This is a genomic window from Streptomyces sp. NPDC007025 (assembly GCF_042869455.1).
In the GTDB taxonomy this organism is placed as follows: domain Bacteria; phylum Actinomycetota; class Actinomycetes; order Streptomycetales; family Streptomycetaceae; genus Streptomyces.
Genome location: NZ_JBIAFT010000002.1, coordinates 24,402 through 46,347, shown reverse-complemented (window position 1 = coordinate 46,347; position 21,946 = coordinate 24,402). Strand labels below are relative to the sequence as shown.

At 73.4% G+C, this 21,946-nt stretch carries 22 protein-coding genes and 1 riboswitch; of the genes, 8 read left to right on the top strand and 14 right to left on the bottom strand.

The window, feature by feature from the left end:
• The first annotated feature begins 65 nt into the window (after positions 1 to 65).
• Positions 66 to 1,598: an apolipoprotein N-acyltransferase gene (lnt, locus tag ACFYMO_RS03570; protein WP_366773436.1), complete on the top strand. Its 1,533-nt coding sequence runs from the start codon at positions 66 to 68 to the stop codon at positions 1,596 to 1,598.
• Here lnt and ACFYMO_RS03565 read toward each other — a convergent pair.
• Both ACFYMO_RS03565 and ACFYMO_RS03560 read right to left on the bottom strand, forming a co-directional pair.
• Entirely contained in the window at positions 1,570 to 2,475 is a 906-nt protein-coding gene (locus ACFYMO_RS03565) for a Gfo/Idh/MocA family oxidoreductase (RefSeq protein ID WP_366773435.1), read from the bottom strand. The two genes, lnt and ACFYMO_RS03565, sit on opposite strands and share 29 nt — an antisense overlap.
• Before the next feature lie 12 nt (positions 2,476 to 2,487).
• A complete protein-coding gene (locus ACFYMO_RS03560) occupies positions 2,488 to 3,693 on the bottom strand; it encodes an FAD-dependent monooxygenase (protein WP_388543832.1) in 1,206 nt (401 codons plus the stop codon).
• Positions 3,694 to 3,775: 82 nt separating this feature from the next.
• Between ACFYMO_RS03560 and ACFYMO_RS03555 the strand changes: the two genes are divergently transcribed.
• The 3 genes from ACFYMO_RS03555 to ACFYMO_RS03545 all read left to right on the top strand — a co-directional run bounded on the left by ACFYMO_RS03555 (position 3,776) and on the right by ACFYMO_RS03545 (position 5,656).
• Entirely contained in the window at positions 3,776 to 4,384 is a 609-nt protein-coding gene (locus ACFYMO_RS03555) for a TetR family transcriptional regulator (protein ID WP_366773433.1), read from the top strand.
• Between the two features lie 63 nt (positions 4,385 to 4,447).
• Positions 4,448 to 5,053, top strand: a complete 606-nt coding sequence (locus tag ACFYMO_RS03550; RefSeq protein WP_366773432.1) for a DinB family protein — start codon at positions 4,448 to 4,450, stop codon at positions 5,051 to 5,053.
• A 72-nt stretch (positions 5,054 to 5,125) separates the two neighbouring features.
• The gene (locus ACFYMO_RS03545; protein WP_388543829.1) at positions 5,126 to 5,656 is read left to right on the top strand and encodes a hypothetical protein; all 531 of its coding nucleotides are present in this window, start codon (positions 5,126 to 5,128) and stop codon (positions 5,654 to 5,656) included.
• Positions 5,657 to 5,786: 130 nt separating this feature from the next.
• Here ACFYMO_RS03545 and ACFYMO_RS03540 read toward each other — a convergent pair whose 3' ends face one another.
• The 11 genes from ACFYMO_RS03540 to ACFYMO_RS03490 form a co-directional block, all read right to left on the bottom strand.
• Complete coding sequence (locus ACFYMO_RS03540) at positions 5,787 to 6,338, bottom strand: hypothetical protein (RefSeq protein WP_366773430.1); 552 nt, start codon at positions 6,336 to 6,338, stop codon at positions 5,787 to 5,789.
• 92 nt (positions 6,339 to 6,430) lie between these two features.
• Positions 6,431 to 7,099 (bottom strand): uracil-DNA glycosylase, encoded by a 669-nt coding sequence (locus ACFYMO_RS03535; protein ID WP_366773497.1) that lies wholly within the window; start codon positions 7,097 to 7,099, stop codon positions 6,431 to 6,433.
• A gap of 137 nt (positions 7,100 to 7,236) precedes the next feature.
• Positions 7,237 to 8,823, bottom strand: coding sequence for an ABC transporter substrate-binding protein (locus ACFYMO_RS03530; protein ID WP_366773429.1), 1,587 nt, complete (start codon positions 8,821 to 8,823; stop codon positions 7,237 to 7,239).
• A gap of 245 nt (positions 8,824 to 9,068) precedes the next feature.
• On the bottom strand, positions 9,069 to 9,842 hold the full coding sequence (locus ACFYMO_RS03525) for an SDR family oxidoreductase (protein ID WP_366773428.1): 774 nt from the start codon (positions 9,840 to 9,842) through the stop codon (positions 9,069 to 9,071).
• Positions 9,843 to 9,864: 22 nt separating this feature from the next.
• On the bottom strand, positions 9,865 to 10,626 hold the full coding sequence (gene fabG / locus ACFYMO_RS03520; RefSeq protein ID WP_366773427.1) for a 3-oxoacyl-ACP reductase FabG: 762 nt from the start codon (positions 10,624 to 10,626) through the stop codon (positions 9,865 to 9,867).
• Between the two features lie 134 nt (positions 10,627 to 10,760).
• A complete protein-coding gene (locus ACFYMO_RS03515) occupies positions 10,761 to 11,165 on the bottom strand; it encodes a DUF3037 domain-containing protein (RefSeq protein ID WP_366773426.1) in 405 nt (134 codons plus the stop codon).
• A 5-nt stretch (positions 11,166 to 11,170) separates the two neighbouring features.
• On the bottom strand, positions 11,171 to 11,989 hold the full coding sequence (locus tag ACFYMO_RS03510; RefSeq protein WP_366773425.1) for a HipA family kinase: 819 nt from the start codon (positions 11,987 to 11,989) through the stop codon (positions 11,171 to 11,173).
• Between the two features lie 272 nt (positions 11,990 to 12,261).
• A complete protein-coding gene (locus ACFYMO_RS03505; protein ID WP_366773424.1) occupies positions 12,262 to 12,678 on the bottom strand; it encodes a CBS domain-containing protein in 417 nt (138 codons plus the stop codon).
• Positions 12,679 to 12,844: 166 nt separating this feature from the next.
• Positions 12,845 to 13,171, bottom strand: coding sequence for a hypothetical protein (locus ACFYMO_RS03500; protein WP_366773423.1), 327 nt, complete (start codon positions 13,169 to 13,171; stop codon positions 12,845 to 12,847).
• 186 nt (positions 13,172 to 13,357) lie between these two features.
• Complete coding sequence (locus tag ACFYMO_RS03495) at positions 13,358 to 13,615, bottom strand: DUF5133 domain-containing protein (RefSeq protein ID WP_366773422.1); 258 nt, start codon at positions 13,613 to 13,615, stop codon at positions 13,358 to 13,360.
• Positions 13,616 to 13,973: 358 nt separating this feature from the next.
• Positions 13,974 to 14,888 (bottom strand): LysR family transcriptional regulator, encoded by a 915-nt coding sequence (locus ACFYMO_RS03490; protein ID WP_366773421.1) that lies wholly within the window; start codon positions 14,886 to 14,888, stop codon positions 13,974 to 13,976.
• Between the two features lie 73 nt (positions 14,889 to 14,961).
• Between ACFYMO_RS03490 and ACFYMO_RS03485 the strand changes: the two genes are divergently transcribed.
• From ACFYMO_RS03485 to ACFYMO_RS03470, 4 genes are all read left to right on the top strand, one after another.
• On the top strand, positions 14,962 to 16,485 hold the full coding sequence (locus ACFYMO_RS03485) for an MFS transporter (protein ID WP_366773420.1): 1,524 nt from the start codon (positions 14,962 to 14,964) through the stop codon (positions 16,483 to 16,485).
• 154 nt (positions 16,486 to 16,639) lie between these two features.
• Positions 16,640 to 16,831: riboswitch (cobalamin riboswitch) on the top strand.
• Positions 16,832 to 17,003: 172 nt separating this feature from the next.
• On the top strand, positions 17,004 to 19,328 hold the full coding sequence (gene metE, locus ACFYMO_RS03480; protein WP_388543820.1) for a 5-methyltetrahydropteroyltriglutamate--homocysteine S-methyltransferase: 2,325 nt from the start codon (positions 17,004 to 17,006) through the stop codon (positions 19,326 to 19,328).
• Positions 19,329 to 19,488: 160 nt separating this feature from the next.
• Positions 19,489 to 19,815, top strand: coding sequence for an SCO4225 family membrane protein (locus tag ACFYMO_RS03475; RefSeq protein ID WP_366773418.1), 327 nt, complete (start codon positions 19,489 to 19,491; stop codon positions 19,813 to 19,815).
• Between the two features lie 288 nt (positions 19,816 to 20,103).
• Entirely contained in the window at positions 20,104 to 20,529 is a 426-nt protein-coding gene (locus ACFYMO_RS03470; protein WP_366773417.1) for a pyridoxamine 5'-phosphate oxidase family protein, read from the top strand.
• A gap of 41 nt (positions 20,530 to 20,570) precedes the next feature.
• Here the strand turns inward: ACFYMO_RS03470 and ACFYMO_RS03465 are convergent, their stop codons facing one another.
• On the bottom strand, positions 20,571 to 21,902 hold the full coding sequence (locus tag ACFYMO_RS03465) for an aminotransferase class I/II-fold pyridoxal phosphate-dependent enzyme (RefSeq protein ID WP_366773416.1): 1,332 nt from the start codon (positions 21,900 to 21,902) through the stop codon (positions 20,571 to 20,573).
• Positions 21,903 to 21,946: the final 44 nt, after the last annotated feature.

Below are 21,946 nucleotides of genomic sequence, written 5' to 3'. Positions count from 1 at the left end.
CCTCGCCACCGCGCGCGCCCTCCCGCACACTGGGTGATCGGACCACCGGATGAAGGAGGGCGCCCATGCCGCCGTGGCCGGCGTCCCGCTGGGCCCGTCGGGTGCTGCCGCCGGTGGCGGGCGCGCTGCCGGTGCTGGCGTTCCCCGCGCCCGCGCTGTGGTGGCTCGCGTACGTGGCGCTGGTGCCGTGGCTGCTGCTGTTGCGCGCTGCGCCGTCGGGCCGCGCCGCCGCGCTCGCCGGATGGTCGGGCGGCACGGGGTTCATGCTGGCGATGCACCACTGGCTGATGCCGAGCCTGCATGTGTTCATCGTCCTGCTGGCAGCGCTGCTGGGGCTGTTGTGGCTGCCCTGGGGCTGGCTGGTGCACCGGCTGCTGGGCGGCGCTCCCGGCGCCGGCCGGCTGGCGGCGGCCGTGGTGCTGGTTCCGTCGGGCTGGCTGCTGGCCGAACTGGTCAGGTCCTGGGAGTACCTGGGCGGGCCGTGGGGGCTGCTGGGCGCGAGCCAGTGGGAGGTGCGGCCCGCCCTGCGGCTGGCCTCCGTGGGCGGCGTCTGGCTGGTGAGCTTCCTGGTGGTGGCCGTGAACACCGCGCTGGTCGCGCTGACGGCGCTGCCGCGTGCCCGGACGGCAGCGCTGGTGGTACTGGTGTCCGTGGCGGCCGCCGGCGGGGCCGCCTGGGCGTGGGCGCCCCGGCCCGAACCGGCGGGCCGCACCCGGATCGCCGTCGTGCAGATCGGGGAGACGCAGTCGCGGCAGGAGCGGTTCGCGCGCGGCGAGGAGCTGACCCGCCGACTGGCCGGCCGCGATCCGGACCTGATCGTGTGGGGGGAGAGCAGCGTCGGCTACGACCTGGCCGGCCGTCCCGGGCTGGTGCGCAGACTGTCCGCGCTCTCCCGGCTGACGGGGGCTCCGCTGCTGGTCAACGTCGACGCGCGGCGCAGCGACCGGCCGGGCATCTACAAGAGTTCGGTGCTCGTGGACGAACGGGGGCTCACCGGGCAGCGCTACGACAAGATGCGACTGGTGCCCTTCGGCGAGTACGTCCCGGCCCGGTCGGTGCTCGGCTGGGCGACGTCGGTGGGCCGCGCGGCGGGCGAGGACCGCAGGCGCGGCCAGGAACCGGTGGTGATGCGGACGCGCGGACTGCGGTTCGGCCCGCTGATCTGCTTCGAGACGGCCTTCCCCGACATGAGCAGGCAACTGGTCGCCGAGGGCGCCCGGATGGTGGTGGCACAGTCCTCGACCTCCTCCTTCCAGCACAGTTGGGCGCCGGAGCAGCACGCGTCGCTGGCGGCGCTGCGGGCGGCCGAGTCGGGGCGCCCCGTGATGCACGCGACGCTCACCGGGGTGAGTGCGCTGTACGGCCCCGGAGGCGAGCGGGTGGGGGCTCCGATGGGCACCGGCACCAGCGCGGCACGGCTCGCCGAGGTGCCGTTGGCCTCGGGGACGACGCTCTATGTGCGCTTCGGCGACTGGACGCTGCGGCTCGCGCTGACCGCGCTGGCGGCCTACGGCGTGGTGGAGGGGGCGCGTGCGGCACGCGCGCGCGGGGCGCGGAGCCGCACACAGCTCAGCGCGACTGCTCCAGTGCGTCGTTGACGACGCGTTCGCACAGCTCGTGGGTGCGCAGCGCGTCCCGCGCATCGGGGGTCCTGCCGTCCCGCACGGCGTCGAGGAAGGCGAGCACGCACTGCTCGATGCCGCGCTGCCGGGCGACGGGCACCCAGTCACCGCGGCGGCGGATGCTGGGCCGGCCCTTGTGGTCGACGACCTCCGCCAGGTCGCGCACCTCGCGCTTGGCGTCCTGGCCGGAGACCTCCAGGACCTCCTGGGCCGAGCCGGAGAGCCGGTTCATGGCGCCGAGCGCGGTGAAGCCGTCGCCCGCCAGCTGGAGCACGACGTGGTGCAGCAGCCCGTCGCGGACCCGGGCCCGCACGTCGATGCGGTCCGGTTCGCCGGGGAGCAGGAAGCGGAGCGTGTCGACGACGTGGATGAAGTCGTCGAGCACCGTGCGGCGGGGGTCCTCGGGCAGGCCCACCCGGTGCTTCTGCAGGATGATCAGCTCCCGCGGGTGCTCCAGGCACTGCGCGTACCCGGGGGCGTGCCGCCGGTTGAAGCCGACCGCGAGGCCGGTGCCGCGGCGTTCGGCCAGCTCCACCAGGGCGCGGGAGGTGGCGAGCTCGTAGGCGAGTGGCTTGTCGACGAAGGTGGGCACGCCGGCCTCCAGCAGCCGCCGGACCAGCTCCGGATGTGCGCGGGTGGCGGCGTGCACGAAGGCGGCGTCCGGCCGGGCGGCGAGCAGGCCGTCCAGGCCGGTGTGGCGGTGGGCGGCCGGGACCCGGTAGGCGTCCCCGACGGCGGCCAGGGTGGCCGGGGTGCGGGTGACCAGATGCGGCTCCAGGCCCGGCTGGGCCATGAGTACCGGCAGGTACGCCTTTGTGGCGATGTCGCCGAGTCCGATCACGCCGATCCGCACGGGCTCTCCTCGCTACTGCGCTGCTGACTGTGGTTGGGCAGCATACGTGCGAGGCGGTGGGCGCCAGTCGGCGATCCCCGCGAAGACGCGGAGCGCGGCAGCGGGGGCGAGGTGGTCGAGGGCGACGAGTGCCGTGTCGCGCAGCAGGCGGCTCGCGGCGCCGGTCAGGGTCGTCGCACGACTCGCGCGCGCCGAACGGCGCACGACCTCGGTCGTGCGGGACAGCCGGTGCCGGGTGAAGCGGGCCGGCGCCTCGGCGGGGTCGCCCGCCGGGTCGGCGAACCGGGCCAGGACGGCGGCGTCCTCCAGCGCCTGGTTGCCGCCCTGACCCAGGCCGGGAGTCATGGGGTGGGCCGCGTCGCCCAGCAGCACCACCCGCCCGGCATGCTGGGCGGGCAGCGGATCGATCAGATGGTGGACGTCGTTGCGCAGTACGGCGCTGTCCGCGACCGACGCGAGGAGCTGCGGGATCGGCCGGTGCCAGCTGCCGTACAGCCGCAGCAGCTCGGCGCGCTCACCGTCCGGGGGCTGCTGCCCGGCGGGGGACACGGCGGCCGCGTAGGCGTAGACCCTGCCGTCCGGAAGCGGCTGCGTGCCCCATATCCGGCCCCTCCCCCAGGTCTCGTGCGGCTCGACCTCTCCTGCGGGGCGCTCGGTGAGGAAGCGCCAGGCGGTGCAGCCCGCGTACCGCGGCCCGGGGTGTGCGGGGAAGAGGACGCGGCGGGCCGGAGAGTGGATGCCGTCGGCGGCGACGACGAGATCGGCGGTGCGGGTCGCGCCGTCCGCGGTGGTCACCGAGGCGGGGCGGGTGCGGGAACCCGGGTCGGCGACGGTGGCGGCGGTCCCGGTGCGCAGTTCGACGGAGGCGGGCAGCCGGGTGCGCAGGAGGTCGACGAGGGCGGCACGGGAGAGCAGCACCGTGGGGTCGCCGAAGCGCGCGGCGGTCCGGTCGGCGGTCGTCCGGGCGAGCCAGCGGCCCGAGGGGGCGCGCACACCTCCCTGCCCCGTCCAGGTGCGCAGGTCGCGCACGGGGTCGCCGAGGCCGATCACGTCGAGGGCGCGGAGCCCGTTGGGGGCGAGGGCGATACCGGCGCCGACGGGCTCCAGCCGCGGGGCGCGTTCCAGGACGGTGACGGTCCAGCCGCGGTCGCCGAGCGCGGCCGCGGCCGCCAGTCCGCCGATTCCGGCACCGATGACGAGAGCGTGGGACGGGCGCACGGGGCCTCCTCGAGATCTAACTACAGATGTAGTAGCCACTCCGATCGTACTACGGATGTAGTGATCCCGGTAGATTGCCCTCATGACTCCACGTGTGACCGCCACTCCCCGCGCCACGCTGATCGCCGACACGGCCATCAGGCTGCTGTCGGAGCGCGGAATGCGGGGACTCACCCATCGCGCGGTGGACGAGGCGGCCGGACTGCCGCCGGGCTCCACCTCGAACCACGCACGCACCCGGGCGGCCCTGCTGGAGGCGGCCGTGCGGCGGCTGACGGAGCTGGAGGGCTCCGTGCTGCACACCGCGGAGATGGCGGCGGCCGCCGGGGCGGACCAGGGGCCCGGGCCGCTCGCCGACCTCGTCGCGACCGCGCTGCACCGCCATCTGACCCGGCACCGCACCCTGCTGGTGGCCCGCTACGAACTGGCGCTGGAGGCCACCCGCCGCCCGGAACTGCGGGCGCACTACGACAGGACCGGGCTGAGCGACTTCGCCGGGCCGCTGCGCGCGCTGCTCGCCGCGGCCGGCTCCCGCACTCCCGAGCGGCACGCACTCTCCCTGCTGGCCTGGTGCGACGGCATCCTCTTCACCTGTACGGCGGGCACCTTCAGCAGCACCGTCCCCACCGAGGGGGAGCTGCGGGAGAGCGTGCGGGAGATCCTCACCGGGATGCTGGCACCTCTCGGCTGACACGGCACGCGGTCACCGGCGCGGCGGAACCGCCCCCGCACCTGTGGCGACCAGGATGGCCGCATGACCACACACGAGGGCCGGCCGGCCCCCGGACCGCGGACAGCGCACCAGGAGCGGGCGGCCGGTGCCGGGCAGCCCCAGGGACCGCCGGTCGGCGCGGTGAGCGGGCTCCCACTGCCCCAGGGGGACGGAGCCGAGCGGCAACTGCTGGAACAGTGGCTGGACTTCCAGCGCGCCACGCTCGCCGCCAAGTGCGCCGGGCTCAGCGACGAGCAGCTCAGGACCGCCTCCGCCCCGCCCTCCGGGCTGACGCTGCTGGGACTGGTCCGGCATCTGACCAAGGTGGAGCGGCATTGGTTCCGGACCGTTTTCGGTGAGGCCGACTCCGAACCGCTCTACTCCTCGAAGGACGCACCGGACGGCGACTTCGCGGTGGCGGACGCCGAGAGCGGGGCGCGGACGCTGGCCGTCTGGCGGCAGGAGGTCGACCGGGCCCGCAGGTCCGCGGCCGCGCGCTCCCTCGACGACACGGGAACCAGCCCGTGGCGGCCGGCCTGGACCAACTCCCTGCGGTGGATCCATCTGCACGTGATCGGCGAGTACGCGCGGCACAACGGCCACGCCGATCTGCTGCGGGAGCGCATCGACGGCAGAACCGGCTTCTGAACGCTCCCCGATCACTCCTGAGGGGGCTTCCGCACGGCGACCCGGGTGGGAAGAGTTGCCGGAGTGTCACGAATGACGAAAGCCATGGCCCTCCTGGGAGTGGCGCTCTCGACCACCACCGGGTGCGTCACCGTCCAGGGCGGTCCCGGTGAGCCCGGCGGCAAACCCGCAGCCCAGCACTCCCATCCGCCCCGCGGCGGGGCCGTACCTACTCGCCGCCTGGTGCGGCCTCCGGCGAAGGAGTCGCTGTCCCAGCTGCCGCGCCGGGGAGCCGGCCCGGCCCCCTCCCCCGGCGCGCAGCCCCCGCGAAGCGGCGGATCCGGCACCCGCGAGGACGCGCACCCGACGGGCACGGCAGGGAACCCGGGCCGGCGTCCCGCGCATCCCCGGCCGCGGCCCGGCGCGCCGGGCCGGGACCCGGCACCGGTCATCGGCGGCGGGACGGGCCGTGGCCACGACGGCTCCGGGGCACGCGAGCGGCACCGGCGCGGCAACCACCCGGCGCGTCCGGACAGTGCCGTCTGCGAACTGGGCGAGTCCTACGGCCGCTGGGAAGCGGACAGCGCGCAGGCACGCATCTGTCGCTCCCAGTACGGGAGGTGACCCCGGCTCCCCGCACACCGCTCCCCGTACGGGAAGTGCCCCGGCCCCCGGGCCCCGCGCCCCGCGGAGGCCCCGCCCGGCGGAACGAGGCAGGCGCCGCCGCACCGGGGAGCCCGCTGCGGCAGGCGCGCTACGGCTGCGGGTCCGTCCCGCCGTCCGGGCCGTCGGCGTCGCCCGGGCGCCCGCCCGGTGAGGCGGCGCCGTCGGCGATGCGCTTCTCCAGACGTTCGACGGCGGCCAGGAGGCCCTGCCGGTACGCGTCCGCGGGAAGCGCCTCCAGTCGGCGCCGGGCCTGCCCCAGCTCACTCCGGGCCGCCTCCTCGTCACCCAGCTTGACGTGATCGGCCGCGAGGTCGAGGTACAAGGAGGGATACAGCGAGCGGACCGCCGACCGGTGCTCGGCCCGACCGGCACCGTCCTGCTCCAGCGCGTCGGCCGCCGCCAGGGCGCGCAGGTCCCAGGCGAGCTCGTCGACGGGGTCGTCCTGGGTGTCGGCCATGTAGTGCGCGATCGTGCACCGGTGGAACAGGTCGGCGTCGATGTCGGTTTCCGTCCACAGCGCGGCGAAGCGGTTCCGGGCCTCCTCCCGGTCGCCACCGCGGTGCAGCATGACCGCCTGGCCGATTCTGACCATCGTCGCGTGGTCCGCGCCCTGGGGCACGTCCTGCTGGGGCTCCGCCACGAGGGGCTCCTCCCGTTCGCCGAGTGCTGAGGACACGACGCTAACGGCCGCCTCCGGCGATGGCGCTCACCCCGGGCTGAGCCCCGCGTGGCTCAGCTCAGACCGGGGATGCGCCAGTTGACGGGCGTGTGGCCGTGGGCCGCGACGGCCTCGTCGATCCGGGTGAAGGGCCGGGATCCGAAGAAGCGCTTCGCCGACAGCGGTGAGGGGTGGGCGCCCTGCACCACCGCGTGCCGCTCGGTGTCGATGAGCGGCAGCTTCTTCTTCGCGTAGTTGCCCCACAGCACGAACACCGCCGGGTCGGGCCGGTCCGCGACGGCGCGGATGACCGCGTCGGTGAACTTCTCCCAGCCCTTGCCCTTGTGCGAGTTGGCCTCGCCCTCACGCACGGTCAGCACCGCGTTGAGCAGCAACACGCCCTGCTCGGCCCACGGCATCAGATAGCCGTTGTCGGGCACGGGGTGGCCCAGCTCGTCCTGCATCTCCTTGTAGATGTTGCGCAGCGAGGGCGGGGTGCGGACGCCCGGACGGACCGAGAAGCACAGACCGTGCCCCTGTCCCGCGCCGTGGTACGGATCCTGGCCGAGGATGAGCACCTTCACCTGCTCGTACGGGGTCGCGTCGAGGGCGGCGAACACCTCCTCGCGGGGCGGGTAGACCGGTCCCCGCTCCCGCTCCTCCTCGACGAACTCCGCCAGCTCCTTGAAGTAGGGCTTCTCGGTCTCCTCGCCGAGGACGCCCTGCCAGGACCGGGGCAGCATTTCCTTCACGCGCTGTTACCTCCGCTGCGGTGGTGCACTTCCGTCGTGCTCACTGACCGCACCGAAGGTACCGTCCCGCACTGACAGCACCGGACGGCCCCGGAACGCCGCGGGACGGCCCCGGCGGCATCCCGCGGCTACCAGCTCGACTTCTTGTACAGCTCCCAGACGCGCATGATGACCGAGGCGTCGATGGCCCACTCGACCCCCGCGACATCCTTCTCGGCGGCGATGTAGACCTTGCCCTGCCACAGCGGCAGCAGCCGCACGTCTTCAGCCATCTCCCGCTGCACCTTGGCGAACGACTGACCGGCCGCGCCGCGGTCGCTCTGCCGCCGCGAGTACGGCAGCAGCTCTCCGGTCAGCTTCCGGTTCTTGTACGGGGTGCCCATCGCGTTCTTCTCCCCCACGAAGGGGGTGATGTAGTTGTCCGCGTCGGGGAAGTCGGCGGACCAGCCGCGGCCGAAGACCGGGTACTGCCCCTTGAGGTAACCGTCCTGGAAGTTCTCCCAGGAGCGCGACCGCAGCGTGATGTCGAACAGACCGGAGTCCTCGAGCTGCTCCTTGAGTTCGGCGAACTCCCGGCTCGTCGAGTCGCCGTACCGGTCCTCGGCGTACCAGAGGGTGAGCCGCACCTTCTCGGTGATGCCCGCGTCCCGGAGTATGGTGCGCGCCTTCCCGCGGTCGGGCTCCCCGTAGCGGTCGAGGTAGGCGTTGGTGTGCCCGGTGATACCCGTCGGGACCATGGAGTAGAGCGGGTTCGCGGTCCGGTCGTATACCTCGCGCACCAGCTTCTTGCGGTCGACGAGCTGGGCGACGGCGCGGCGTACCGCGGGTTTGGCGGCCTGCTCGTCCTTCGGGTTGAAGACCAGGAAGTGCACCTCGGAGCCGGTGATCTCGCTCAGGTCGAAGGAGGTGTCACCCGTGGTGGCGGCCTCCTGGAACTCCAGCACCTGGTCGGGGGTCAGACCGCGGTAGGTGAGGTCTATTCGGCCGTGCCTGAGGTCGCCGACCATCTTGGTGGACCGCTTGTAGTAGCGGATGGTGACCGCGTCGTTCCGGATCTTGGCGGTGCCCTTGTAGTCGTCGTTGCGGACGAGCACGGCCCGCTTGCCGGGCTCGTAGCTCTTGAGCTCGTAGGGCCCCGAGCCCGTCACCTCGTTGCCCGGACGCAGGCTGGCGCGGGGGTAGTCGTCGGGGTCGACGAGGGAGGTGGCGGGGGTGGAGAGGATGAAGGGGAAGGTCGCGTCGGACTTCCTGAGCCGGAAGACGACCACCCGGCTGCTCTTCATCTCGACCTGCTCCAGGTTGGCCAGCAGCGCGGCCGGGCCCTTCGGCGACTCGATCGAGGTGATGCGGTCGAAGGAGTGCTTCACCGCCTGGGCGTCCAGCTTGCGGCCGCTGGAGAACTTCAGCCCTTTGCGCAGTTCGCAGCGGTAGATCCGGCTGGCCGAGTCGGTGAACCCGCAGTCCTCCGCGGCCTCGGGTTCCGGCGTGGTCCCGGTGTTCGGGATGGTCATGAGGGTCTGGAAGACGTTCCGGTACAGCTCCCAGGAACCGTCCCAGGCAGCAGCCGGGTCCAGGGAGCTGGGGGCGCTTGTGGTGCCGACCACGATCTTGTGCTCCTCGCCCCCGTCGCCCCCGGAGAGCGCGCTGCACCCCGCCAGGAGTACGAGGGAGAGTATGGTCGCTGCGACTTTCCGCAGCCCATTCCGGTCGAACACGTGCGCGCTCCTCAGTCGGCGGTGCCTTACCTCTGGTGCGGTGCCCACGGGGTGCGTCCACGCTCCGACGTCACCCGACTACGGGAAAGGGTTTGGACATTACCCCAGGCACAGCCCTGACGGAGCAGAACGAGCTGTCCGGGTGCCGGGACTTGGAGTCCGACACCCGGACATAAGAGCCATAGGCCGCTTGGTGCGCGAAACCACTGCACCTGTCCGACGTCCGCACGGGCGCGCCTATTGTGCTATTCGACACCCGCGTTGAGGAAGAGACCGCCGTCCACGGTCAGCGTCTGTCCGGTGATCCAGCCCGCCTCCTCGGAGGTGAGGAACGCCGCGGCGCCGGCCACGTCCGAGGGCGCGCCGAGCCGGCCCATCGGATAGCGGGCGGCCGCCTCCTCCTCGCGCCCCTCGTAGAGCGTGGCGGCGAACTTCGTCTTGACCACGGCGGGCGCCACCGCGTTGACCCGGACAGCGGGCGCGAACTCGTGCGCGAGCTGCTGGGTCAGATTGATCATGGCGGCCTTGCTCATCCCGTACGCGCCGATGAACGGCGAGGCCGAGAGGCCGGCGATCGAGGCCACGTTGACGATCGTGCCGCCGTGCCCCTGCTGCCATGCCGCCCAGGTGCGCTGCGCGAAGCCGAGCGCAGAGACCACGTTGGTCTCGAACACCTTGCGTGCGACGCCCGGGTCCAGCTCGGCCATCGGCCCGAACACCGGGTTGGTGCCCGCGTTGTTGACCAGGTGGTCGACGCGTCCGTACGCCTCCATCACGCCGTCGACGGCGGCCGCCTGGTGCTCCAGGTCGTGCGCCTTGCCCGCGATCCCCATGGCCCGGTCGGAACCGAGCCGCTCGACCGCCTCCTTGAGCGCGTCCGCGTTCCGCCCGGTGATGCACACCCGGTCGCCGCGCGCCACGAGCGCCTCGGCGATCCCGTAGCCGATACCCCGGCTGCCGCCCGTGACCAGGGCGACCTTGCCGCTTCCGGGCTGTCCGCCCGCGTTCTGCTCCGTCATGCGATCCACTCCTCGCCGGCCGTCAGTTGAGGGGTCCGCCGGCGACGTACAGCACCTGGCCGGAGACGAAGCCGGCCTTCTCGTCGGCGAAGAAGGCCACCGCGTTGGCGATGTCGGCGGGCTCCCCCACGCGCTGGACCGGGATCTGGCCGGCCGCGGCGGTCTTGAAGTCCTCGAAGCCCATGCCCACGCGCTCGGCGGTGGCGGCGGTCATGTCGGTCGCGATGAAGCCGGGGGCCACCGCGTTGGCCGTGATGCCGAACTTGCCCAGTTCCTTGGCGAGGGTCTTGGTGAAGCCCTGCATGCCGGCCTTGGCCGCGGCGTAGTTGACCTGGCCGCGGTTGCCCAGCGCGGAGGACGAGGAGAGGTTGACGATGCGTCCGTACCCGGCGTCCACCATGGACTTCTGGCAGGCCCGGGACATCAGGAAGGCGCCGCGCAGGTGCACGTTCAAGACCGTGTCCCAGTCGCTGTCGCTCATCTTGAACAGCAGGTTGTCGCGCAGCACCCCGGCGTTGTTCACCAGGACCACGGGGGCCCCGAGTTCCTCGGAGACGCGGGTGACCGCGGCCTCGACCTGTCCGGAGTCCGAGACGTCGCAGCCGACGGCGAGCGCCTTGCCGCCCTGCTGGGTGATCTGCTCGACGGTCTGGGCGCAGGCGGCCTCGTCGAGGTCGAGGACGGCGACGGCGTGGCCCTCCTCCGCGAGGCGGACGGCCGTGGCCGCGCCGATCCCTCGGGCGGCGCCGGTCACGATCGCGACTCGCTGCTCGGTGCTGGACATGCTGGTGTCTCCTCGGGCCTGAATGGGTGAGCAACCGCTTAGTACCTCTGGCAGTCGTGACGCTATGAGGCACGACAGGCCCTGTCAACGGCGCCCGGTGCGGGAGCGCACCCGGATGCCGCCCCGTACCCGGCTCAGCGCACCAGCAGATCCAGCAGGCGCTCGCTCTCGGCTTCCGGATCGGCCGTCAGCCCCGTGTGCACAGGACCGGGCTGGACGACCGTGCTGCGCGGCGCGACCAGCCAGCGGAAGCGCCGCCCCGCGTCGTCCCCGGCCGCCTGCCCGGCCCGGGCGCCGCCGCCGCACACGCACTCCACGGCGTGCAGCGCGGCGCGGACACCGCGTACGTCGGCACACGGGTCGAGGGCGAACAGCCGGTCCTCGTCCAGATGGGTGCGGGCACCGAGGTAGGAACGCGCGCGGCAGTAGACCAGCACCCCCGCGTTGATCAGCTCACCGCGCTCGACGTGGGGCACGACACGCAGCAGGGCGTACTCGAACACGTCGAGATCGCCGCGCGCGGCGGGCTCCGCAGACATCCGCTTCACTTGGCACCGCCGCCCTTCACGGTGAGCCACCCCGGCGCTTGCGAGGGTCCGTCCTTGCTCGGCTCGCCGAGCGTGATCCGCTCCTGGATCGTACGGGCGCGGGAGGCCAGGACCTCGGTGTACGCGGCCCGCACCGCGTCCGGGTCGGCGAAGCCCGGCTCGCCCGCGAGCCATTCGTCGGGGATCTCGGCGGCGCACTCGGACAGCAGTTCCTCGGTGACGCGAGGGGCCAGTTCGGCAGCGGCCTCCTCGGTCCGCGGAGCGAAGGGGGCCAGCGCGTGGTCGGAGGCGTCGTAGGGACGCTCGGCAGCCGCCCGAGCGGTGGGCCAGTTGTGGTGGAAGACCAGCGTAGCGCCATGGTCGATCAGCCACAGATCACCGTGCCACACCAGCATGTTGGGGTTGCGCCAGGAGCGGTCGACGTTGCCCACCAGCGCGTCGAACCACACCACCCGTCCGGCTTCCTCGGAGCTCACCTGGTAGGCGAGCGGATCGAAGCCCAGCGAGCCGGGCAGGAAGTCCATGCCCAGGTTGAGGCCGCCGCTCGCCTTGAGGAGCGCCTGCACCTCCTCGTCGGGCTCGGACAGTCCGATCACCGGGTCCAGCCACGCCCGCACCAGGTCGGGCACCCGCAGCCCGAGCCGCAGCGCGAGCCGGCCGCACAGCACTTCGGCCACCAGCGTCTTGCGGCCCTGACCGGCTCCGACGAACTTCATGACATAGGTGCCCAGATCATCGGCCTCGACGAGCCCGGGGAGCGAACCGCCCTCTCTCAGGGGCGTGACGTAGCGCGTGGCTGTGACTTCGGGGAGCATTTCGCCAGGCTATACGGCCGTGCCGGCCTTGAGACCGGCAGCGGGCCGCCGCGCCGTCCGGGCCGGCACGACCTGTCTGCCACCTCGGCGACGGCCCCGGGGAATCCGCTGCGGCAGGGTTCGCTCCCGCTCCCCCACCGCCCGGTGCACAGGCCGCAGCCGGAAGTTCGCCTTGCGGCCCGCCAAGCGGAAGCACCGCCCGCATACCGCCGACCGCGGGCTCCCGACCGTTCGTGTGCACGCTCGGTGTGCACCTGGCGGGCCCCGGCGGGTCAGTCGGCGGAGAGGGTCTCGAGAAGCCGGCCGGTCTCGGCGTGCGGCAGGCTCCGGGCGATGTCGGCGACCGCGATCATTCCGACCAGACGGTCTCCGTCGATGACCGGGACCCGGCGGACACCGTGGCCGCTCATGGTGGCGAGCACCTCGCTCGTGTCGTCGTCCGCGCCCACGGTGACGGCCTCGGCCTGGTTGAGGCTGCCGGCGGGCATCTCGGCGGGCTTGCGGCCCTCGGCGAGGACCTTGGTGACGAGGTCGCGGTCGGTCACCACGCCCTTGACCTTGTTGTCCTTGCCGCAGATGGGCAGGGCACCGACACCGAGGCGGGCCATCAGCCGTGCCGCGTCACCGGCGGTCTCGTCGCTCTGCACGCATTCCACGCCCGGTGTCATCACATCTCGTGCCGTCGTCATGATTCCTCCTCGGGTGCCCTGGCCGGACGGCAGGGACGACCGCCGTCCGGGATCGGGGCCCAGGGCCGTCCGCTCCGGCGGGTTTCACACGGTCCGCCGGTCAAACACCGCAGCCGGCGGGCGACGGCGTGCGCATCGGCTGCGGAGCGCGCCGGCCCCGCGCTGGTCAGAAGCGGTGCCGCCCGTGCCGGAGGGGTTCCGTGGGCTCGGCTGCGGTGTCCGGTGCGGCCGGTGAGCGCCCGGAGGCGCCGTCGGGGCGCTCGGGACGCTCACCCTGCGGATCTCCTCCGGTGGGCTCGGCCCCGGCGGCCAGTTCGTCGAGCCGCGCGGTCAGAAAGTGCACGACCTGTGTCCGGTTCGCATGGGCCCGCTCGTGGTCGAGAAGCCGCCGCACGTCCTCGCCGGACAGCGGCCGGATGCGGTGCTCGACTGCGCCCGCGGGAAGCTGGTCGAAGTCCGGCAGGGGCAGGGGCTTGTCCTGGGAAGCTGACATGGGTTGCGCTACCTCCGGGCGGGGAACGGTTCCTCCTCCGAGTCTCCCGACAGATCCGGCGTCCCGCAGCACGGGGCGGGCTCCGCGCGCTCCCGGGGCCGGGGCACGCGCCGTGCCCGGCTGCCGAGGGCCTCGGGCCGGGACGGCGGCGCAGCCGCCGGCCACGCCCGGCTCACGTGACCGGACTCAGACCGCGGCCGGAGCCCCGCGTGCGCGCCCCCGCCGGGTGCCGTGCTTCCGCTGGGCGACGTGGCGCTCCAGCATGCCGTCGGCTGCGGAGAGGGCCTCGGTGAGGGACCGGGTGTCCGTGGTGACGCAGAGGGTGTACGCCAGGTCCTCCACCGCTTCGCGGGTCGCCGGAGTGGGAGCGGTCTCGTGCTGTGCACGGGCGTCGGCGTAGCGGGCGAGGAGGGTTCGGAGCGTCTTCTCTGCTGGGTGCAGCACAGGGAGTTCCTTTCCGGGTACGGGCGGGCCGGGCCCGGCACCTCATCCGGAGTCCGCATATACGGAGTCCGCGGTGGCCGGACGCATGCGCCATGGCCGTTGCCGTGCCGCTTCGGCCGGCGTTCGACGGCCCCGGGTACCCGGAGTCCCATCCGCCACACCAGCAGTTCTGCGCTGCGGTGGCGACGCCTGGTGCGGGGCGTCCGCGGCACGAACGCAACAGGCACTCGGCTCCGCACCGGCCTCGCCGCGCGGGACCGAGCGCAGCGGCGGGAGGAGTCGGGGCGCCGTCGGCCCTGCCGTTCGCGTTGCCGAAAGAGGACGCCCCTTCCCCTCGCCCGTCCCGCACCTGGCTTGCTCAGTACCGCGGGAGGAGTTCGGCGGCGACCGCCGTGATCGTCTCGACGGCCTGTGCGAGAACGGGGTTTCCCCGGGCACCGAGTCGGGTGACAGCCATGATGCGGCGCGCCGGGGCCGGTTCCCCGCGCAATTGGATCCGGGCGACGGGCGAGTCCTCGCGCAGTCGCGCCAGGCGCGGCACCAGGATCACGCCGAACCCGTGCCCGACCAACGCCGTTCCGGTGTCCCACTCGTCCGCGTAGTGGGCGATGTCGGGTGTGAAGCCCGCACTCATGCAGGCCGCGAGCACGAGCTGGTGGTAGGTCGTACCCGGGCTGCCCACGATCCACTGCTCCCTGGCGGCATCGGCCAGCGTTACCCTCCGGCGCTGCGTCAGGGGGTGGTCATGGGGGACGACCAGGTCCAGCGGATCCTCCAGCAGCGGCCGCTGGTCGAAGCGCTGGTCCGTCATCGGCGGCGAGTCCGCCGTGACGACGAGCAAGGCCAGATCGGCCTCTTCCGCGAGCAACAGGTCGAAGCAGCGATCCGGCTCTGCCTCGACGATGCGCACCCTCATGTGCGGGTGGGCATCGCGCAGTCCGGCGGCGGCGGGCGGCAGCAGACTGCTGGCGGCGGTGGAGAAGCCGCACAGCGTGACCGGGCCGGTGGGCTCGGTACCGACAGCGGCCAGTTCGGCGCGGGCGAGTTCCCACTGTTCCTGAAGGCGCTCCGCGTGGCGCAGCAGGACGCGGGCGGTGTTCGTCAGGCGGATGCCGCGGCCCTGCTGCACCACGAGTTCCTCGCCCACCGCGGCGGCGAGCTGACGCAGTTGGTAGGAGACCGCTGAGGGCGTGTAATGCAGGGCCCGGGCGGCGGCGGTCACCGTGCCGTGCTCGGCGACCATCTGCAGGATCCGGAGCCGGGAGTCAATCATGCAAAGAGTTTGCATGATTGACTTCGAATTCGTTTGATTCCCCTTGTGTTTCCCGGCCTGCACACTGGCTTGCGTGACTGATCAGCGTCTTTCCCCGGGCAGGAGCGCCCGCTCGGATCCGGCCCCCGTCTCCCCGCCCGCCGCACGGTCCATCCGAGGGCGGCGGCTGCCGGAGGGCCGGGATGACCGGCGGACGGTGCGGACCACCGGACTCCTTGTGCTGGTGCTGACCGCAGGCGCCTATCTGCCCGGCCCGCTCTACCCGGACTACCAGCGCCTCTTCGGCTATGACGACCTGGTCATGACGCTGCTCTTCGCGACGTTCGCGCTGGTGAGTGGACCGACGCTGCTGCTGTGCGGCCCGGCCGCCGATGTCGTGGGCCCCCGGCCGGTGCTGCGGTCGAGCGTGCTGCTGGCCGCCGTCGGCTCCGGATGCTTCCTCCTCGCCCTCGGCCCCGCCTGGCTCTTCGCCGGACGCGTGAGCCAGGCGCTGGCGCTGGGAGCCGCGACCGGCGCCGCCCAGGCCCTCATCACCCGGCACCGACACCCCACGGCCCGTATCGGCGGACCCCTGCTGGCCGGACTGGCCTTCGCGGCAGGCACCGCCGCGGGCCCGGCCCTCTCGGGGGTACTCGCCCAGTACGCGCCGGCCCCCCTGGTCACCCCCTACTTGCTGCACCTGGCGCTGCTGGCCTGGGTCTGGCACCTGATGCGCCGGAACATTCCCGAGCCCGGGCCGGGGGCCTCCGGGGCCCGCCGACGGTGGCGCCCGGCCCGCCCGCATCTGCCCTCCGCCCTCCGGCCGTTGTTCGTCGTCGCCGGGCTGACCGGGTTCCTCGCCTGGGCCGTCGTCGGCATCTACCTCGCGCTCCTTCCGGCGCTGCTCGCGCGTACCTCGCGCGGAGCGGGCCCGGCCCTGGCGGGGGGCGTGGTGGCGGCAGTCCTGGTGTGCTCGGTGCTGACGCAGTGCGCCGGGATCCGCCGCTCGGCACGCTCGGCCCGGGCCCTCGGTCTCGCGGCACTGACCGCAAGCCTGGTGCTCCTCGCCGCCAGCGGTGCCGCATCGCTCCACGCGACACTCGTCTCCGCCCTGCTCGCCGGCTCCGGACACGGGCTGGCCGTCAGCGGGGCCGCCCGCGCGGTGGACGCGCGGACACCTCCCGGACACCGCGCCGGGATCGCGGCCGCGCTGTACCTCCTCTTCTACACGGGGTCCGGAACCCCGGCCGTCGCCGTCGGACTGATGTCCGCGCACATGCCGCTCACCGCGGCGGTGACCGTGCTGAGCTGGGCCGGTGCCGCCCTCGGTGCGGTCGTTCTGTGCTCCACCTGCCGCCTGCCCGTCCCGGTGCGGCGAGACGGGCGGGCGACGCACTCCGCCGCGCACGTCCCTCGCCGGGTCTTCCTAAGCAGCCGTCCGGCGCGTGGGACGGGGACGTCTGCACCGGTCCGGCTGCGCGGCCGCCGCCCACGCCCGTCGCCGCGTTCCTCCGTCGGCCCGGCGGACGTTCGTCCCCCGGGCCGACGGCCGGTCCCTCCTGGCCCGCATCGGCCGACAGCGCAGGAACACCCCTCCGGGACGTGGCGGAACCGCTGAACCGCATGAGGGCGACGCGGGCAGGGCCACCGGCGGAGTCGGGGAGGACACGCTCACCTCCGGAGTGCGGCGCCCGGGACCGGGCGCGGATGGGCCGGGGACTCGCGGGGCGCACTACCCAGGCGGGGGGCTCTGCGCCTAGGCTGGCGGGGCAGCTGGTTCGTCCCGTCCGCCAGGCGGGATGTCGTAAGAGGGAACCCGGTGGAAGTCCGGGACTGCCCCGCAGCGGTGAGTGGGAACGACCGCCGTCACACGCACTGGACCCGACGGTCCGGGAAGCGACGGCCAGTAGGAGCCCCGCCGGGAGACCGGCAGGCGCGCCCGCGAGTCCGAAGACCTGCCCGTTGCCCGCACGCGCCCATGTGTGTGCGGACATTCCGGTGACCTCGAGGGCGGGTCGGCGCACATATCCGGTGGACGGAAGCAGGCCGCGCTTCCGCCTTTTCACCGGTGTTCCGTCACCTTCGCTCCTCGTGCCCGCCGGGATCCCGACGAGACATCTCGCGAAGGAGATCTCCGTGACAGCGAAGTCCGCAGCCGCGGCAGCAGGGGCCACCGTCCACGGCTACCCCCGCCAGGGCCCGAACCGGGAGCTGAAGAAGGCCGTCGAGGGCTACTGGAAGGGCCGCGTCACCGCCGAAGCCCTCCGGCAGACCGCCAAGGACCTGCGCGCCGCCAGCTGGCGACAGCTCGCCGAGACCGGCATCCACGAGGTGCCCACCGGCGACTTCTCCTACTACGACCACATGCTGGATACCGGCGTCATGGTCGGCGCCATCCCCGAACGCCACCGGGAGGCCGTGGCGGCCGACACCCTGGCGGGCTACTTCGCGATGGCCCGCGGCACCCAGGACGTGGCGCCGCTGGAGATGACCAAGTGGTTCGACACCAACTACCACTACCTGGTCCCCGAACTCGGTCCGGACACCGTTTTCGCGGCCGACGCCACCAAGCAGGTCACCGAGCTGAAGGAAGCCCTGGCGCTGGGGCTGGCGGGCCGGCCCGTGCTGGTCGGTCCGGTCACCTACCTCCTGCTGGCCAAGCCCGCCCCGGGGGTCGCCGCGGACTTCGAGCCGCTGAGCCTGCTGGAGCGACTCCTGCCGGTCTACGCCGAACTCCTCGCCGATCTGCGTGCCGCGGGCGCCGCATGGATCCAACTGGACGAGCCCGCACTGGTCCAGGACCGCACCCCGCAGGAGCTGGCCGCCGCGGAGCGGGCCTACCGCGAGCTGGGCGGGCTCACCGACCGGCCGAAGCTGCTGGTCGCCTCCTATTTCGACCGGCTCGGGGACGCCCTGCCGATGCTGGCCAAAGCACCGGTCGACGGCCTCGCGGTGGACTTCACCGAGGCGGCCGCGGCCAACCTCGACGCGCTGGCCGCAGCCGGCGGCCTGCCCGGCAAACGCCTGGTGGCCGGCGTCGTCAACGGCCGCAACATCTGGATCAACGACCTGGAGAAATCCCTGACCATCCTGGGCACCCTCCTCGGGCTCGCCGGCCGGGTGGACGTGTCGGCCTCCTGCTCACTGCTGCACGTACCGCTGGACGTGAAGGCCGAACGCGACATCGACCCCGAGGTGCTGCGCTGGCTCAGCTTCGCCCGGCAGAAGACAGCCGAGATCGCCACCCTCGCCAAGGGCCTGGCACACGGCACCGACGCCATCGGCGCCGAACTGGCCGCCAACCGTGCCGACCTGGCCTCCCGCACCGACTCCGCGCTCACCCACGACCCGGCGGTGCGGGCCCGGGCCGCCGCCGTCACCGAGGCCGAGACCCGCCGCTCCCCCTCCTACGCCGAGCGCACCACAGCCCAGCGCGCACACCTGGGCCTGCCGCTGCTGCCCACCACCACCATCGGCTCCTTCCCCCAGACGACCGAACTGCGTACCGCCCGCGCCGACCTGCGCGCCGGGCGCATCGGCCCCGACGCCTACGAGGAGCGGATCAAGACCGAGATCCGCGATGTCCTGGCCTTCCAGGAGAAGGCCGGCATCGACGTGCTGGTGCACGGCGAACCGGAACGCAACGACATGGTGCAGTACTTCGCCGAGCAGCTCACCGGCTACCTGGCCACTCAGCACGGCTGGGTGCAGTCCTACGGCACCCGCTATGTCCGCCCCCCGATCCTGGCCGGCGACCTCTCCCGCCCCGAGCCGATGACGGTGCGCTGGACCCGGTACGCCCAGTCGCTGACCGAACGTCCCGTCAAGGGCATGCTGACCGGCCCGGTCACCATGCTCGCCTGGTCCTTCGTCCGCGACGACCAGCCCCTCGGGGACACGGCACGCCAGGTCGCCCTCGCGCTGCGTGACGAAGTGGGCGACCTGGAGGCGGCCGGCACCTCGGTCATCCAGGTCGACGAACCCGCACTGCGCGAGACCCTTCCGCTGCGCGCCGCCGACCGCGATTCCTACCTGGCCTGGGCGACCGAGGCGTTCCGTCTCACCACCGCCGGGGTACGGCCCGACACCCAGATCCACACGCACATGTGCTACGCCGAGTTCGGCGACATCGTGCAGGCGATCGACGATCTGGACGCCGACGTCATCAGCCTGGAGGCCGCCCGCTCCCACATGCAGGTCGCCCACGAACTGGCCGGACACGGCTACCCCCGCGAAGCCGGCCCCGGCGTCTACGACATCCACTCCCCCCGGGTGCCCGGTGCCGATGAGGCCACGGCCCTGCTCCGGAAGGGCCTCGAAGCCATCCCGCCCGAACGGCTGTGGGTCAACCCCGACTGCGGCCTCAAGACCCGCGGCTGGCCGGAGACCAGGGCCTCCCTGGAGAACCTGGTCACCGCCGCACGAACCATCCGTGCCGAGCTGCCGGACAGCACGTCCTGATCCCGTTCAGCGGGCCGGAGCGGCCAGGTTGCGCCGCCGCTCCGGCCCGCGGGCCCGCACTGTCCCGGCGCGCCGCGAGGAGGGGCAGGATGGTCCCGTGGCCGCCGCGAAGAGCGGCGCCGCAGGGCACCAGCGCGCACCACCGACGAGGAGTTCTCCCATGACCGCCGACCAGCGCCCCGTCCTCCGCACCGTCCGCCGGGCTCTCACGAGCGGGCCGGCGCTCCTCTACCTCGCGCTGTGCGTGGGCCTGATCGGGTGGGCCGTCGCGGTCACGGCGTGGGACGAGAGCGGCGAGTCCATGGCCGGGGTGATCCCCACGTTCGCGACCCTGCCGCTCAGCCTGGTCGTCCTGGCGCTCCCGCTGCCCGACGGACCGTGGGGGTTCGTCCCCCTCCTGCTGGGGTGCGCCCTGGTGAACGCCGTGCTGATCGGCTGGTGCGTACGCGCTCTGACGGGACGGTCCGGTTCCGGCCCTCGGATCTGACCAGGGCGGGTTCCGGTCCACGGACCCGGCAGCCGGCCGGCCCCGGCCCGGCACCGCCGGGGACCGTCCGCGGCCCGGCGCCGCGGGCGGACACGGGGCCGGTTCGTCCGGGTGTCCGCGGGACAGGGAGCATTGCGTCCGGCAGGAAGAGCCCTCATGCTGTCGCTGACGCACGATCAGATATGCGTGTCGCGGCCCGGAGAGACGGCCGGGCGGCTTACGGAACAGCCCGGAGGGCGGAACCGGATGGCCGAGGAAGCACCAACGCAGCGGCGGGGACGCCGGATCATGATGGGCCCCGAGAAGCGGGACGCGTTTCTGCGCACGCAGCGCACCTGCCGGGTCGGCACGGTGAGCCGGCAGGGCGCGCCGCACGTGGGGGCGCTGTGGTTCTGCTGGGACGGCCGTGCGCTGTGGCTGTACTCGCTCACCCGCAGCCGGAGGTGGGCGCAGCTTCGCCAGGACCCCCGGATCGCAGTGCTGGTGGACGACGGCGAGGACTACGGGGAGCTGCGCGGAGTGGAGCTGTCCGGCCGTGCGGAGTCCGTCGGGGAGGTGCCGCGCACGGGAGCGGCCCGCCCGGAGCTGGCCGAGGCGGAACGGCTGTTCTGCGCCAAGTACTTCGGTCTGCCGCAGATGCCGCACGACGGGCGGCACGCCTGGCTCAGGCTGGTGCCCGCGGCGGTGGTCTCCTGGGATTTCCGCAAGCTGTGATCCGGGCAGCCGGGCGGGAGCGCGCCGGCGGGTGCGCCGCGTCAGTCGAAGCGCCCGCCACCGGTCGGGCGCAGCGCGGCGGCGACATCGGCGGCGACGCGTTCGACGTCGGCCGGGGACAGCGGTGAGACGGTCAACCGCAGCCCGGGCGGCGACGCGAGCCGGAACCGGGCGCCCGGGGCCGCCGCCCAGCCCGCCTGGAGCAGCCGGGCCACCGGACCGGTTTCGTCCGGCACCGGGACCCACACGTTCATGCCGCTGCGCCCGTGCGCGGCGACGCCCCGGGCGGCGAGCGCACCGATGAGCGCGGAGCGCCGCGCGCCGTAGGAGCCGGCCACCTGCTCAGGTCGGGTCGCCCCGGTCTCCCACAGGTGCGCGACGGCCCGCTGGAGCAGTTGGCTGACCCAGCCGGGGCCGAGCCGCTGGCGGCCGCGGACCCGGTCGACGGTGAGCGGGTCGCCGGTGAGCACCGCGAGCCGCAGATCGGGGCCGTACGCCTTGGCGGTGGAACGCACCAGGGCCCAGTGGTGCGTGGTGCCCGCGAGCGGATGCAGTGGCAGGTCGACGATGCCGTGGCCGTGGTCGTCCTCGATCAGCAGGGTTTCGGGGCGGGCGGCCAGTACGGCGCGCAGTTCGGCGGCGCGTGCGGCCGGGACCGCGGCGCCGGTCGGGTTCTGGGCGCGGTCGGTGACCAGCACTGCCCGCGCACCCTGTTCCAGGGCGCGGTCCAGGTCGGCGGGGAGCGGCCCGGAGTCGTCGACGGGGACGGGTACCGGGCGCAGCCCCAGTGCGGGCACGAGGTCGAGCAGGCTGCCCCAGCCCGGGTCCTCGACGGCGACCGCGTCCCCGGGACGCAGATGTGCCGTCAGTACGCGTTCGATGGCGTCGAGGGAGCCGGAGGTGACGGCGAGCGGCCCCGCGGGCACGCCGTCGGCGTCCAGCGCCGCCCGGGCCAGGGAGGCGAATCCGGGGTCGGTGTCGGGAGCCCCGTAGAGCACGGGAGCGCGCGCCGCGCGGTCGGCTGAAGCGGTGAAGGCGGCGGTGAGCGGGGGAAGCAGCGCGGGGTCGGGGTTGCCGGTGGAGAGGTCGACGCCGCCGGGCGGCGGCTCGACCCGTACGGACTCCCGGGGTGCGGTGGCCGGGCGCTGCCGTACCCGGCTGCCGCGCCGCCCTGCGGTCTCGATGACGCCGCGGTCGCGCAGTGTGCGGTAGGCGGCGGCCACGGTGTTGGGGTTCACGCCGAGCGCGGTGGCCAGTTCCCGCAGGGGGGGCAGCGGGTCGCCGGGCGCGAGCGCACCGCGGCCGACGCCGCGCTCCACGCTGTCCGCGATCTCTGCTGCGCCCCGGCCTGTGATCCGATAGTCTCCTAGCACAAAACCTATTATGCACTAGTGCAATGAGGAGAATGCCGTGACCG